The 14,225-nt window shown below is 57.4% G+C and carries 16 protein-coding genes; 5 read left to right on the top strand and 11 right to left on the bottom strand.

Annotated features, from left to right (window positions below; all coding sequences use genetic code 11):
* From E2L05_RS18650 to ccmI, 3 genes are all read right to left on the bottom strand, one after another.
* Positions 1-212 (bottom strand): DUF1289 domain-containing protein (locus tag E2L05_RS18650; protein ID WP_133344370.1); only part of this gene is annotated, 212 nt, incomplete at its 3' end.
* Complete coding sequence (gene ruvX, locus E2L05_RS18645) at positions 209-682, bottom strand: Holliday junction resolvase RuvX (RefSeq protein WP_133344369.1); 474 nt, start codon at positions 680-682, stop codon at positions 209-211. The genes ruvX and E2L05_RS18650, both read right to left, overlap by 4 nt.
* Positions 679-1,908: a c-type cytochrome biogenesis protein CcmI gene (gene ccmI / locus E2L05_RS18640; protein WP_133344367.1), complete on the bottom strand. Its 1,230-nt coding sequence runs from the start codon at positions 1,906-1,908 to the stop codon at positions 679-681. The genes ruvX and ccmI overlap by 4 nt, the downstream gene beginning before the upstream one ends.
* 206 nt (positions 1,909-2,114) lie before the next feature.
* On the opposite strand from ccmI, the gene E2L05_RS18635 reads away from it, so the two are divergent.
* Positions 2,115-2,714, top strand: a complete 600-nt coding sequence (locus E2L05_RS18635) for a superoxide dismutase (RefSeq protein WP_133344365.1) — start codon at positions 2,115-2,117, stop codon at positions 2,712-2,714.
* Between the two features lie 82 nt (positions 2,715-2,796).
* Here the strand turns inward: E2L05_RS18635 and tpiA are convergent, their stop codons facing one another.
* The 6 genes from tpiA to rimK all read right to left on the bottom strand — a co-directional run bounded on the left by tpiA (position 2,797) and on the right by rimK (position 7,285).
* A complete protein-coding gene (gene tpiA, locus E2L05_RS18630; RefSeq protein WP_133344363.1) occupies positions 2,797-3,543 on the bottom strand; it encodes a triose-phosphate isomerase in 747 nt (248 codons plus the stop codon).
* Positions 3,544-3,618: 75 nt separating this feature from the next.
* The gene (locus E2L05_RS18625; RefSeq protein ID WP_133344361.1) at positions 3,619-3,984 is read right to left on the bottom strand and encodes a HesB/IscA family protein; all 366 of its coding nucleotides are present in this window, start codon (positions 3,982-3,984) and stop codon (positions 3,619-3,621) included.
* Positions 3,985-3,997: 13 nt separating this feature from the next.
* The gene (locus tag E2L05_RS18620) at positions 3,998-4,786 is read right to left on the bottom strand and encodes a DUF3307 domain-containing protein (protein ID WP_243722057.1); all 789 of its coding nucleotides are present in this window, start codon (positions 4,784-4,786) and stop codon (positions 3,998-4,000) included.
* Between the two features lie 73 nt (positions 4,787-4,859).
* Complete coding sequence (locus E2L05_RS18615) at positions 4,860-5,414, bottom strand: sugar O-acetyltransferase (RefSeq protein ID WP_243722056.1); 555 nt, start codon at positions 5,412-5,414, stop codon at positions 4,860-4,862.
* Complete coding sequence (locus E2L05_RS18610) at positions 5,411-5,782, bottom strand: SUF system Fe-S cluster assembly protein (protein ID WP_133344357.1); 372 nt, start codon at positions 5,780-5,782, stop codon at positions 5,411-5,413. Before E2L05_RS18610 ends, E2L05_RS18615 begins: the two co-directional genes overlap by 4 nt.
* Positions 5,783-5,845: 63 nt before the next feature.
* Positions 5,846-7,285 (bottom strand): 30S ribosomal protein S6--L-glutamate ligase, encoded by a 1,440-nt coding sequence (rimK, locus tag E2L05_RS18605; protein ID WP_133344355.1) that lies wholly within the window; start codon positions 7,283-7,285, stop codon positions 5,846-5,848.
* Positions 7,286-7,491: 206 nt separating this feature from the next.
* Between rimK and tgt the strand changes: the two genes are divergently transcribed.
* Entirely contained in the window at positions 7,492-8,622 is a 1,131-nt protein-coding gene (tgt, locus tag E2L05_RS18600; RefSeq protein WP_133344353.1) for a tRNA guanosine(34) transglycosylase Tgt, read from the top strand.
* A gap of 44 nt (positions 8,623-8,666) precedes the next feature.
* On the opposite strand, the gene E2L05_RS18595 is transcribed toward tgt, so the two are convergent.
* The gene (locus E2L05_RS18595; protein ID WP_133344351.1) at positions 8,667-9,212 is read right to left on the bottom strand and encodes a hypothetical protein; all 546 of its coding nucleotides are present in this window, start codon (positions 9,210-9,212) and stop codon (positions 8,667-8,669) included.
* Between the two features lie 228 nt (positions 9,213-9,440).
* On the opposite strand from E2L05_RS18595, the gene E2L05_RS18590 reads away from it, so the two are divergent.
* Both E2L05_RS18590 and lon read left to right on the top strand, forming a co-directional pair.
* The gene (locus tag E2L05_RS18590; RefSeq protein WP_133344349.1) at positions 9,441-9,926 is read left to right on the top strand and encodes an invasion associated locus B family protein; all 486 of its coding nucleotides are present in this window, start codon (positions 9,441-9,443) and stop codon (positions 9,924-9,926) included.
* A 175-nt stretch (positions 9,927-10,101) separates the two neighbouring features.
* Positions 10,102-12,513, top strand: coding sequence for an endopeptidase La (gene lon / locus E2L05_RS18585; RefSeq protein ID WP_133344347.1), 2,412 nt, complete (start codon positions 10,102-10,104; stop codon positions 12,511-12,513).
* Positions 12,514-12,624: 111 nt separating this feature from the next.
* Here the strand turns inward: lon and E2L05_RS18580 are convergent, their stop codons facing one another.
* Positions 12,625-13,602: a DUF3387 domain-containing protein gene (locus tag E2L05_RS18580; RefSeq protein ID WP_165971811.1), complete on the bottom strand. Its 978-nt coding sequence runs from the start codon at positions 13,600-13,602 to the stop codon at positions 12,625-12,627.
* A gap of 98 nt (positions 13,603-13,700) precedes the next feature.
* On the opposite strand from E2L05_RS18580, the gene E2L05_RS18575 reads away from it, so the two are divergent.
* Positions 13,701-14,225 (top strand): transposase (locus tag E2L05_RS18575; protein WP_208016242.1); only part of this gene is annotated, 525 nt, incomplete at its 3' end.

Raw genomic sequence — 14,225 nt, 5'->3', positions numbered from 1 at the left:
GCCCGCCCGCCGCGGCGACTTTTTGGTGCCGGGGTGCGGGTCGGCAATGCGGCCATGACAGCGCTGCGTTCTTCGCGGTTCATCCGCGACCAAGCGGTGATCTCGTCAATGCTGCGCGCGCAGCCCGTGCACAGCCGCGTTTCCGGGTGGATCACGCAGATATTGATGCAGGGGCTTTCGATTTCGTCGCGGGTCCAAACGGGGGCTGTCATGTCTGCCTCATATGTCTCAAGCGATCAAGCGCACCTTGAAGGATATAACCGGCCGCCACGTTGTCGATCAATTCAGCCCGCTTCGCGCGGGAGGCGTCTGCTTCCAACAGCGACCGCTCAGCCGCCACAGTGGAAAGCCGCTCATCCCAGAAGGTCACCGGCAGGTCAATTACTGACGCCAGATTTCGCGCGAAGGACCGCGTTGATTGGCAGCGCGGCCCTTCGCTGCCATCCATGTTGCGAGGAAGACCAAGGACGATACCGGCAATTTCACGATGCGAAAACAGTTTCGAAAGGGCTGCGGCATCCGCCGTGAATTTCTTGCGCTTCACGGTCTCAAGCGGCGTGGCCACCGACAAAAGGCGGTCAGACACTGCAACGCCGATGGTCTTGGTCCCGAAATCAAGCCCGGCAACGGCGCGCCCGGCGGGCAGGGCGCCCGCGAACTCAGCCAGGTCGTCGGTGATCATTGGTCCAGACCTGCGCGTGTGGCGGCAGCATTCACTTCTGCCAAACCGTCGGGCAAGTCGGCGAACACCTCTTGCGCTTCGGTCCAGATCGCTTTGGCTCTATCCGTGTCGCCCAATACTGTCAGAGCCCCGATCAGGCGCGCCCATTCCGCGGGGCTTCCGCCTTCATTCGCCAACCGGTCTGACAGGTTTGCCACCATCCCACGAACCATGTCCATTCTTTCTTCGGCAGACATATCTGCAGCGGCGGCCATGTCTGCGGCATCCGGACCGCGAAGCCCGGTATCGGCAGGGGGCAACTGGTAGCGGCGTCCGGCGCGTGTAGCCACGTCCACGATTTGTTCCCGGATCGCCGGCACCCAAGCGGCGTCTGGCGATGACCCTTCAAGCAGGTTACGCCAGATATCAAATGCAATGTCAGGCCGTCCGTTCTGCGCCTGCATCAAGCCTACGTAATACCGTGCAGGCCCATTGTTCGGATCTCGCGCCAACGCTTGGCCCAAGACGGCCTCAGCTTCTGGCGAGACATATCCACCGGCGGCGAGCACCATCATATCGGCCAGATCAGCAAAGGCGGCCCCATCTGCGCGGCTGCCCAGAACGTCTAGAAGCTTTTGTTGCGTTTGATAAGCGTCAACAAAATTGCCCAACGCAGCTTCGTTGCGGGCCAAAAGTTCAAGGCCGCGCGGGTCATTGGGGCGCTCTGCCACGGTTGTGCGGAGCCTTTCAATCAAGTCCAGATACTCGTCGCTCGGGGTCGGGGCTTCGGCGCGGAATTCAGCGGCCTGTGCTTCCGCGGCTGCTTGGCTGGGCCGGGTCTGGCGCAACTCTGCGCTGTCGGCAAGACGCTGTTTCAACGGCAGGTCGCCATAACCCGGCACACCGCCGACCCAGTAAAGTCCAATGCTGCCGCCCAAAACCACCGCAGTGACAGCCGCTGCCATGACCCGGTTGAGCCATGCAGGCGCTTGCCCGGATGGTGCGCCACTGCGACGGCGATCGGCGTCAAGAATGCGGCGGGAAATTTCGATGCGCGCACGTTCTGCAGCGTCGGGCGCAAGCACGCCGCGTGCGACGTCCTGCTCAACGGACACAAGCTGTTCGCGGTACACAGCAATGTCATAATCTGCGCGTTCAAGCTCGACACGGCGACGTCGAAGCAAGCTTGCTACCAAAAGCGCAGCGACCGCAGCGGCCAGCGCGAAAATCAGGATCCAGAATGTCATTGTCAGGACATAGTCAATCCCGCCGCCGTGCAAAAGAGCGTTTCAAGCGCGCGGATGCCGCACGGGGTCACGTTTCGAACAGCCGGGGCGATTGGAGCGGCAGATTGTGGAGAGTTCGCCAGTTTGAACAGGGCCGGGGGGTTGACCTTCCCCTAGAGCAGCCCTCATGTAACCGCTAGTGAAACATAGTAAACAGGGGGCCAAAAATGGCATTCGAACTTCCCGATCTTCCCTATGCGCATGATGCGCTGGCCGATCTTGGTATGTCCAAGGAAACGCTCGAATATCACCACGACATCCACCACAAGGCCTATGTCGACAATGGCAACAAGCTGATCGACGGCACCGAGTGGGCCGGTAAGTCGATCGAAGAGATCGTTACAGGCACCTATGATGCAACGGCTGTTGCGCAGTCGGGTATCTTCAACAATGCATCGCAGCATTGGAACCACGCCCAGTTTTGGGAAATGATGGGGCCAGGGACCGGCGGCATGCCCGGCGAGTTGGAAAAAGCCATCACCGAGTCGTTCGGGTCCGTGGATGAGTTCAAGTCGCAGTTTTCCGCAGCAGGCGCAGGTCAGTTTGGGTCTGGCTGGTGCTGGCTGGTCAAAGACACAGATGGTGGTCTGAAGGTGACCAAGACCGAAAACGGCGTGAACCCGCTGTGCTTTGGTCAGACCGCGCTGCTGGGTTGCGACGTGTGGGAGCATTCCTACTACATCGATTTCCGCAACAAACGTCCTGCGTACCTGACCAACTTCCTGGACAAGCTTGTGAACTGGGAAAACGTCGCATCCCGCATGTGAGCTTTTCACGAAACGCATGCAACAAGGCCCGGAGCATTGCCCGGGCCTTTTTCGTTTGACTGAGTTTTGAATTACCTCGGTCTTAGGAGGCTTCAAGTGCGGCGATGATCCCGGAAAAGTCAGATGCTTTCAAGGATGCGCCGCCAACCAACGCGCCGTCAACATTGCTGACGCCGAAGATTTCAGCGGCATTTGATGGCTTCACAGAACCGCCGTACAGCAATCGGACACCGTCTGCGCGTTCGGCGAATTTCTTACCCAGTTCTGATCGGATGAAGTCGTGCACTTCGCCAATCTGCTCCAGTGTCGGCGTCAGGCCGGTTCCAATGGCCCAGACCGGTTCATAAGCGATCACGGTGGTTTCTGGAGCCATCTCATCGGGCACAGACCCATCAAGCTGCGTTGCGATCACATCCAACGTTTTACCGCCCTCGCGTTCATCGAGCGTTTCACCAATGCAAATTACAGCGATCAGTCCGGCACCCCATGAGGCGGTTGCCTTGGCCCTGACAATTGCGTCTGTTTCACCATGGTCCTGTCGCCGTTCGGAATGGCCGACGATAACGTGGCTCGCTCCGGCATCGGCCAGCATTCCGGCTGAAATGTCGCCTGTGTGGGCACCTGACTTTGCGACATGGCAGTCTTGACCGCCAATCGACAGCGGCGCGTCTGCCACCAATGCACGCATCCGTTCGATCAAGGTGGCAGGAGGGCAGATCAGGATATCAGTCTGTGCGGTGCTGCTGCTTTTCAGAAGCTCGCGGATTTCAGCAAGTTCAGCGGACCCGCCGTTCATCTTCCAATTTCCGGCAGCCAATTTGCGACGCATGCGTATCTCCCTTGCTATCATGACACGCATAAAACCGGCTTGGAACACCGGGTGCAAGGCCGCATGCTGCCGACGTTACGCGCTTGTGCTGAGGGACTCGTCAAACTTGATGGATTCGCCGCATCCGCATGCTTCTGTGACGTTCGGATTGCGGAACTTGAACCCGGCTTCCAGAAGCGACACCTCGTAATCGATTTCTGTTCCGAACAGAAACATCTGTGCCATCGGCGCAATCATCACGCGTGCACCGTCTTGTTCGACAACCTCATCCAACGGATCAATCTCTGATACGTAATCGAGGGTGTATTCCATCCCCGCGCAGCCGCCTTTTTTGACGCCAAGGCGTAGACCCTTGGTGTCTTGTTTGGACATCAAGCCAGCGATTTGTTTAACCGCTGCGGGGGTCAGTGAAACCGCTTGCTTACCGGGAATTCCGAACATGGGCATGATCCTTTCATAATAAAGGATAAGGCCCCATCCGCGCTGCATCAAGGGTTGGCAGTAAAGACAGCGTAACATGAGTGCCAAAGCCGATAAAAATTGCCCACGCAAATGATCCCAGCATGCCGGACATTGTCCCGTTCGGCCGATCCGTGTTCCGATCATGCCACAACTTGAAGGTCACATACACGGCGCATATCGCGGCGCAGGCCATTGGGCCAATCAGCATGCCAAGAAAAACCGTGGCGCGCTGCCATGTGGCAAGCCGGTGCGTGGAGCTGTTCAAGCTGCGCCAGTCGCTGGCGGTGCACTTGTTCGGCGTGACGATGTGTTCAACGAAGAAAAGCCCGCCGCGCGTCGCATAGATCGCACCCATGGCCAGCACGCCAAGGGCAAGTGCCTGACTAGGTGCATTTCCCGGTACACTGGCCCAAAGTCCGTTGCTCCACGCATTTGGCTGCGCCATCGCAAAAATCAAGATGCAGCAAATGTGAAACCCTTGATCGATACCGAAGCTGCCGCCGGATTTCTTGAGATGGCGGGATTTAAGAAGGTCCATTGCAAGGTGCGCCGCCGACAAAAGCAGCACGGCAAATAGCGCCGAAAAACCCAATGCGGTCCAACTGGTCACGGCCACGATGGCGATATGGGCTGACATCGGCCAAAGGGCCGTTTTGTTCTGGGCGATCCAGCGTGACTGAAAAACAAAGTCACTGGCGACGTGCGCAATTGCGAGAGCGGCGAAAGTTTCTATCACATTAAAGAGTCTCGGCAGCGAAGGACATGAACTATGGAATTCCATACCAACATGAACAATCGCAATCGAATGTGCTGTACCGCACAGAGGGTCCGGCGGGATCTTGTCTGTTGAAAAATCAGCTCGCAGAGACAGGCCGGGCAGGGTTGCCGACAACTGTTATTCCTGCGGCAACGTCGCGTGTTACCACTGCGCCTGCGCCAAGAATGGCATCATCGCCCACAGTGACACCCGGTAGGATCAGGACGCCGCCGCCGATCCAAACGTTGCTGCCAATGGAAATTGGTGCGCCGCATTCCAAGCCCAAAGCACGCTGCGACGGATCACGTGGATGATCGGCGGTCAGGACCTGAGTCATTGGCCCAATTTGCGTGCCATCGCCGATATCAATCGGGCAGACATCAAGCAGAACACAGCCATAATTCAAAAAGACGTCTGCGCCCAACGTGATATGCGCGCCATAATCAACGTAGAAAGGCGCCCGGATTGAAGTGCCCTTGCCGACCCCCGCAAGCAATTCATCCAAGATCGGACCGCGTGCATCAGTGTCAGCGACTGTCGTCGCATTGTATGCCTGCATCAGACGTTGCGCCCGAGCACGCAGAGCAACCAATTCAGCGTCGCCGGGAAGATAGTTGCGCCCGGCGAGCATCTCGTTTCGTTGGCTTGTCACATAAAGCCCAGTTCCAGACGCGCTTCGTCTGACATCATGTCCATCCCCCAGGGCGGATCCCAAGTGATTTCGACGTCGACTGTTTTGACACCGGGCAGTGGTTCAATCGCTTCGGCGAGCCATCCGGGCATTTCGCCGGCGACGGGACACCCCGGAGCAGTGAGGGTCATAATCACCCCAACGGCGCCTTCGGCGTCTATGTTGATGGTATAAACAAGTCCCAGGTCGTAAATATTCACGGGTATTTCAGGATCGTAGACTGATCTGCATGCTTCAACCACGCTGTCAAATAGCGGATGATCGGTGGTGGATGGCCGGATGAGCGGCGCACCTTCCATCGGTGCAGTGTCAGATTGCGATGCGGGCATGGTCTTTCCCTTACTATTTCACATGGGAATATATGAGCGCGGTGCCATAACGTCCAGAGGCGGTTAGCCGGCTTCGTTGCTCGCGTCGGAAACCGTCGCCGTTCCGGCGCGCCTACGGGCCGGAGTAGGGCGCACCCGTTTTTCAATGTCATCGTAAAGCAAGGCTGCGATATTCTTGCGGCTGGCCTTTTCGATCCCCTCAAATCCCGGCGATGAATTCACCTCCAGAACCTTTGGTCCATCATCAGATCTTAGCAGATCAACCCCAGCCATATTCAGCCGGAACGCCCGCGCCGCCCGAACGGCGGTATCGCGTTCCACCTTGGTAATCCGGACAGATGCCGCCTGACCGCCGCGATGCAAATTGGATCGAAACTCACCTTCGGCGGCGGACCGCTTCATGGAAGCAACCACTCTGCCGCCGATCACAAGACAGCGAATGTCCTCTCCATTGGCTTCTTTGACGAATTGCTGGACCAGAAAATTCGCCTTCAGCCCCCGGAACGCGTCGATCACAGATTCAGCGGCCTTGCGCGTTTCTGCCAGCACAACGCCCTTGCCTTGGGTGCTTTCCAGCAACTTCACAATAAGGGGGGCGCTTCCGACAAGCCCGATCAGGTTCGCTGTATCCTTTGGCGAGGCAGCAAACGCCGTGGCAGGCATGCCAATCCGCTGACCGGCAAGAATTTGGTGGGCATGCAGTTTGTCCCGGCTCGCGGTGATGCCGTCAGACGGGTTCACACAATAGGTGCCGATGGTTTCGAACTGCCTGACAACAGCGGTGCCATAAGGGGTTATCGACGCGCCGATGCGGGGAATGATCGCGTCGTACCGTGCCAGCCGTTTGCCGTCATAGTGAACTTCCGGTGACAGCTTGTTTATAGCCATATAACAACGTGTTGTGTCGATAACTTCAACCACATGTCCGCGCTTTTCGCCTTCTTCCACAAGTCGCCGGGTGGAATAATTTGTCTCTTCACGGCTCAGAACGGCAATCCGCAGGGCGCGTGTGGGCGCGGCGGCTTTAACAGCGGCGGAATGGTACACGTCATAGGTCTTCTGCGGCTGGCAAAACCGGTGTGATGGGGTGATGATCATATCATCGCGCAGCGCCTGACGACCCAGCAACATCCGGTAAGACATCTGGGTCCGATTGGTGAGCGTGATCTCGATCGGCCAGTGGTGATCGCCCAGACTGAGTTCTGTCTGAATGACATAGCGCCATTCGGATTCGCCATTCGACGACGTGACCTCGCGCCGGTCGATGACATTTGCCGAGCAGGGGATCGTGACATCGTCGCGGCCTGGAATTGGGTGAATGGCAAATCGCACCTTGGGAGCACTCGGCGGGCCGAATGCTTCAATATCAAAGGCATGCAATGCAGATGTGCGCGCGCCGGTGTCGATCTTGGCCCGCAAAGCTGGAAGGCCGAGGGAGGGCAAGCTTACCCATTCTTCCCAACCGATACGAAAGTCACCGGCGTCGTTGTCGGTTTCGCTCATTGCTTGACCCTTGTCGTTGATGCGTGGCCGACACGGGGGCGCGGCCAAACTGCGACACCCGCAGTCTTTGCTCTCTGATGCGTCAGACAAGGCTGCGATACAAGTCCCGCGATTGTACGATCTGCCCGGCCATACTGTGCCAACCCGTCATTCCAATCAGCTTGCGCACTCTTGCACTGCGACGCGGGTTGGGCCAAGTGCAGGCCATGACACAGCGTTTTTCATATCAGCTTCAGTCCACCGATGGCCAGGCCCGTCAGGGAATTGTTCACACGCCGCGCGGCGACATTCGCACGCCCGCGTTCATGCCGGTGGGGACTGCGGCAACGGTCAAAGCAATGATGCCGTCTTCTGTGCGCGAAACCGGGGCTGATATTTTGTTGGGCAACACCTATCACCTGATGCTTCGGCCCACGGCTGAGCGGATCGCATCCTTGGGCGGGTTGCACCGGTTCATGAACTGGGATGGCCCGATTCTGACTGATAGCGGCGGCTTTCAGGTTATGAGCCTTGCCGAGTTGCGCAAGCTGACCGAGGAAGGTGTGAGTTTTCGCAGCCATATTGACGGGTCCCGTCACATGCTCACGCCGGAACGGTCGATGGAAATTCAGCGGCTTTTGGGATCTGATATCGTCATGTGCTTTGACGAGTGTCCGGCCTTGCCCGCTGACCGGGCGCGGCTCGAGTCGAGCATGCAGTTGTCCATGCGATGGGCGCAGCGGTCGCGTGATGCGTTTGGTGACCGGCCCGGACATGCCCTGTTCGGAATTCAGCAGGGCGGCGATGATGAAGAGTTGCGAGGCCAAAGCGCCGAGGCATTGCGCGCGATCGAATTTGACGGCTATGCGGTTGGCGGCTTGGCAGTGGGCGAGGGGCAGGAGATCATGTTCCGTGTTCTCGACTATGCACCGGCTATGCTGCCGACCGACAAGCCGCGATACTTGATGGGTGTCGGCAAACCAGACGATCTTGTTGGTGCTGTGAAGCGCGGTATCGACATGTTTGACTGTGTGCTGCCATCAAGATCAGGCCGCACTGGGCAGGCGTTTACGGCGCGCGGGGTTGTCAACATCAAAAATGCGCGTCACCAGGATGACCCCAGGCCTCTTGAAGAAGGGTGCCCTTGCCCAGCGTGTTCCGGGTATTCGCGCGCCTATCTTCACCACGTCTTTCGAGCCAAGGAGATCATTTCTTCGATGCTGCTGACGTGGCACAACCTGACCTACTATCAGCGCCTTATGGCGGATATGCGCGCGGCAATCGCCGAACAGAAGTTCGCTGAATTTGAAGCGAAATTTCACGCAGGCCGTGCACAAGGCGACGTCGAACCAGTGTGAAATAGCTTGAGGTCGGATCGTGGGCCTGGCGCGGCCCGTTCGGCTTAGAATCGGCTGAATTTTTTGTTGTAAAGTCTGTTCCACCCCAAGTTCGCACCGCGGTCGCCCTTATAGTAAAATCGGATCTTGTTTGCGGCGGTATCCAGATCGGCCTTCACGTCGACTTTGCCAAATTCGGTCTTTATGGTGAACCCTTCTTCAAGCACCGGCGTGTGGCGTTGTTTGGAGATGTCTAATATCCAGTGGTTTGCGCCGGTCTCGCCGAACTCGCTTTTGAATGTGCCGCGGATGTCCTGCACTGATTTCCAAAGGGCGTTCGAAGTGTTGAAGTGATCCACAAAAGGGCCGATGACATGCCACGACGTGACCCAATTGCCGCCGATTTCTCGCAGAAAAGCGAATGTATCTGACATTTGTTGCGGGGTCGCTCCGGGGCTGACATGAGTGCAGACCATCGAGCTTTGCCGCCGCCCGGCAATGGCAAAGCATTGGCGTATGCCCGGAAACAGGCAACTTACCCCGGCTTTTCCGACTTCGTATTCGCCAAGGTTCTGATTGGCCGTTTCTTGCTTCAGCGTAATGTCTGACATCGCAGTCCCTCCCAAACCGTGCGCACGGATACGACCATCGCACCGACGCATTGATGTGACAACATTCATGCCATAGCGCGCGATGCGGGTTTTTCGTGCGATTGCCAAGTTGCCAGACGCATAGTTGCTTGTATGCGATCCGCGTTTTGAACAAAGCGCTCGTCGGCGCTTGCGTCACCGACGGATATCAGGAAGGCTGACGTCAACTCTTTGTGAGCGGAGATTGAGATGAGGTATTGGAAACACTTTTTAGCCGCAGCCACACTTGGCGCTGTCTCGGTTGGGATCGCGTCGGCGCAGGTCGCCGTGTCCCCAGATGATTGGCAAGTCAAATGCGAGGAAGGAGGGTGTCTTGTTATAAAGCCGGTCGCGTCAGATAATGGCAAACAACTGATGTCCCTCACGTTTGCTGTCAGCAAGACAAGCGGCACCATTCGGATGGCGCTGCTGACGCCGCTTGGAACATCATTGGAACCCGGTTTGCGCCTGGCATATGGAACCACAGACCAAACGTATCGCTTCACGACTTGTATGCCTGATGGCTGTGCTATTCTGGTGGATATGGCCCCCGATGCGATTGCCAATCTGGAAGTTCAGCCAAGTATGGCGGTAATGTTTTATGCCGTGAACCGTGAGGAGCCGTATCAGGTGATGATCGATCTGGATGAAATGTCCGAGGCGCTTGCAGTCGCCCGTGCAGAGACCCAGAAATAGCTGCCTTTTACCGGCGCAACCGGCTCGTTTTGCTCATGGTGCGATGGTATGGTCGTTGCTCAAATGACATGGCATGTTGACACTCTCGCTTGCCGAACCCACCTATAGTCGCAGTCCGGGGAGGGCGCAGAGCCGCCATGACGGGGCCAAGCGTCCACTGCCATAAGGAAAAATCATGGAAGACCAACTTAACCCATCCTACGCCGTTCTTCCGCTGCGCGACATCGTGGTATTTCCACACATGATCGTGCCGCTTTTTGTCGGGCGCGAGAAATCCGTACGCGCGCTGGAAGAGGTGATGGCTGATGACAAGCAGATCCTGCTGTCGTCCCAAATTGATGCATCGGTCGATGACCCAAGTGCGGATGGGATTTATAAAACTGGCGTTCTGGCCAATGTTCTGCAACTTTTGAAGCTGCCCGACGGCACAGTAAAGGTGCTCGTCGAAGGGCGCTCGCGTGTGCAGATCGTAGAGTATCTTGAAAACGACTCGTTTTTCGAAGCACGTGCCGAAGCACTTGAAGAAACGCTGGGTGATGGCGCAACGGTCGAAGCACTTGTGCGGTCGGTTTCGGATGAGTTCGAGCGGTATGCAAAAGTGCGCAAGAACATCCCTGACGAGGCGATGACTGCCGTGTCTGAAACCCGTGAGCCTGCAAAGCTGGTTGACCTCGTGGCGGGGCACATTGGCGTGGAAGTTGACCAAAAGCAGGATCTTTTGGAAACGCTGTCGATCGCTGAGCGGCTTGAGAAGGTTTATGGGCTGATACAGGGCGAAATGTCTGTTCTTCAGGTCGAGAAGCAGATCAAGACCCGTGTCAAAAGCCAGATGGAGCGGACCCAGCGCGAGTATTATCTGAATGAGCAGATGAAGGCCATTCAGAAGGAACTTGGCGACGGCGAAGACGGCCAGAACGAAGTCGCCGAACTGGAAGCGCGTATCAGTGAAACGCAGCTTTCCAAGGAGGCGCGAGAAAAAGCCGAAAGCGAGCTGAAAAAGTTGCGCAACATGAGCCCGATGTCCGCTGAGGCGACAGTCGTGCGCAATTATCTGGACTGGATGCTGGCAATCCCTTGGGGCACCAAGAGCCGCGTCAAGAAAGACCTTGGCCGCGCTGAAGCCGTTCTCGACGCAGACCACTTTGGCCTTGAGAAGGTCAAGGAACGGATTGTTGAATATCTTGCCGTGCAGCAACGCAGCAAGAAACTGAAAGGCCCGATCCTGTGCCTTGTAGGCCCTCCGGGTGTTGGTAAAACCAGCCTTGGCAAATCCGTGGCGCGGGCCACTGGGCGCGAGTTCATTCGCATCAGCCTTGGCGGCGTGCGCGACGAATCCGAGATCCGTGGTCACCGTCGGACCTATATCGGGTCCATGCCGGGCAAGATCATTCAGGCGCTGAAAAAGGCGAAAACGACGAACCCGCTTATCCTTCTCGACGAGATCGACAAGATGGGCCAGGATTTCCGGGGCGATCCTGCATCGGCAATGCTTGAGGTGCTTGATCCAGAACAGAACGGGTCTTTCGTCGATCACTACATGGAGGTCGAATATGACCTCTCCAACGTGATGTTCCTGACCACGGCCAACAGCTATAACATGCCGGGGCCGCTTCTGGACCGCATGGAGATTATTCCGCTGGCGGGCTACACCGAGGACGAAAAGCGTGAAATTGCGCGGCAGCATTTGATCGCCAAGCAAGTCAAGAACCATGGCCTGAAGAAGGGCGAGTTCGAGATTGACGACGAAGCGTTGACCGAGATCATACGCACCTACACCCGTGAAGCTGGTGTTCGGAACCTTGAACGCGAACTTGCCAAACTGGCGCGGAAATCCGTGACCCAGATCGTGCGCAAGAAGACCGACAAGGTGCGCGTCACCACGGATGATCTTGAGGACATGCTGGGCGTCAAGCGGTTCAAGTACGGCCTGGCCGAAGACGATGACCAGGTCGGCGTTGTCACCGGGCTGGCCTGGACGCAGGTCGGCGGCGATCTTCTGTCGATCGAGGCGCTGCGCCTGCCGGGCAAGGGGCGGATGAAGACGACCGGCAAGCTTGGCGACGTGATGAAGGAAAGCATCGATGCGGCGTCGAGCTACGTCCGCTCGGTCGCGCCGCAGATCGGGATCAAGCCGCCGCGCTTCGACACGCTGGATATCCACGTTCACGTGCCCGACGGGGCAACCCCGAAAGACGGGCCTTCGGCAGGTCTTGCGATGGTGACGGCGATCGTGTCGGTGCTTACGCAGATCCCGGTGCGCAAGGATATCGCCATGACGGGCGAGGTGACCCTGCGCGGCAATGCAACGGCCATCGGCGGGCTGAAGGAAAAGCTGCTTGCAGCCCTGCGCGGCGGGATCACGACGGTGTTCATCCCGGCCGATAACGAAAAGGATCTGCGTGACATTCCCGACAACGTGAAAGAGGGGCTGACGATCATCCCGGTCTCTCACGTGCGGGAGGTTCTGGCCAAGGCGCTGGTGCGCCAGCCCGAGCCCATCGAATGGGACGAGGCCGCCGAAGAGGCAGCCGCCGCTGCAGCCCTTGCTGCAAAAGCCGGGGACGCATCCGGGGCCACCGCGCATTAACGCGGGGTCGGTGCAAAAGTAAAAAAGGGGGCCTCACAGGCCCAGCCCATGCGGTAAATGTTGAAAAGGTGCGTCGATGATCTCGGCGCGCCTTTTTCTGTTTCTAAGGGTTTAGCGAGTAACTTCTGTCGCCGGGGCTTCCGCCTGTTTGAGCACGATTTTGACAGCATCAGTTGTCAGGTCATGTGGATAGACGTGCCGCTGCAAAATCTTCTTCACAGCAATCCTCATTTTGGCCCTCACGTTTTCGCGTCGCCACCAATCAGCGCCGGCATTGCTGCGGACGGTTTTGACAAGTTCTGTTGCGATGACTTGGAGTTCGCTGTTGGACATAATCTCGACTGCGCTATCGTTCTGCGCGAGAGCGTCATAGAATGCCCGCTCTTCCGATGTCAGGCCATCCTCAGGCACTACACGCAAGTCTTTGGCGATCGCAATGAGCTCCTGGATGATCTGGATAGCGTCCACACTGCGATTGTGGTATCGCGCAATCGCCTGTTCCAGGCGTGTCGAAAACTCTTCCTTCTTAACCACATTGCTTCGGGTTTTGGCGCCGATCTCTCCATTCAGGAGTTTTTTGAGGGCTTCGACCGCGAGGTTCTTGTGCTTCATGTTTTGAAGCTCAATCATGAACTCCTCTGACAGCACACTGATGTCAGGCCTGTCGAAACCGCAGGCTTCCAGAATGTCGACCACTTCGGTGGACGCAACGGCGTTGTTTACGAGCTGTTGGATGGCAAAATCGGATCGCCCGCTTTTCTTCCCTTTACGATCGGCATCCAGTTTTTCGATGCCGGTCCTGACAGCGGTGAAGAATGCCACTTCAACCGCATGATCCGTGGCTTGTGGGCTGCCAGATGCCAGCTTGAAGGCTTTCACCAGTGTTGCAATAGCATCCTGGAACCGCTTTACGGAGTTGCCTTCATCCTCGACGCCCTTGTTCAGGATGTGCTCGATTGCCGGCGGCAGGATCTTCAGGCGATCTTTCGGTGAGCCATCAAGTGCCAAGGCATAGTCGAACCCAAACAACTGCTGGCGGGCAACATCCATGGCATCAAGGAATGCAGAAACGGCTTCGGCCTCACTCACACGAGATATAGCTGAAAGTTGGTGATGGCCCCTGAGGGGCGGCATATCATGGCGTTGTTCACGCGCCGCAATTCTCTGCAGAGAAAAGGATATGCCACATGACGAAGACTATCATCACGACCTTGCCCGATCCACATGGATTTTCAGCTGACCCGTTGACTGACCTTCTGCGTTCAGGTGCGCGCAGCCTGATCCAGCAAGCAGTTGAAGCAGAGCTTTCGGTGTTGTTGGAGGCCTATTCCGGCGACCGGATCGAGGATGGTCGCGCTCGGCTTGTCCGCCACGGGCATTTGCCGGAACGCCAGGTGATGACTGGGATCGGTACTGTGCCGGTCAAGGTGCCGCGCGTGCGAGACCGGGGCGACACCGCTGAGAAAGTCCGGTTCACCTCGACAATCCTGCCGCCCTATTTGCGCAAAGCCAAATCCATCGAAGAACTGCTGCCCTGGCTTTATCTCAAAGGCATTTCCACTGGCGACTTTCACGAAGCACTTGCCGCACTTTTGGGCCCCAATGCAGCGGGGCTGTCATCAACGACAATTTCTCGGCTTAAAGCTGACTGGTGGGACGACTACGACCGCTGGCAACGCCGCGATCTCAGCACGCGCCGGTTCGTCTACATC

The sequence above is a fragment of the Meridianimarinicoccus aquatilis genome (genome assembly GCF_004358675.1).
In the GTDB taxonomy this organism is placed as follows: domain Bacteria; phylum Pseudomonadota; class Alphaproteobacteria; order Rhodobacterales; family Rhodobacteraceae; genus Meridianimarinicoccus; species Meridianimarinicoccus aquatilis.
The sequence above is the reverse complement of the archived record's forward strand: the minus strand, read 5'-3'. Positions and strand labels throughout refer to the sequence as shown.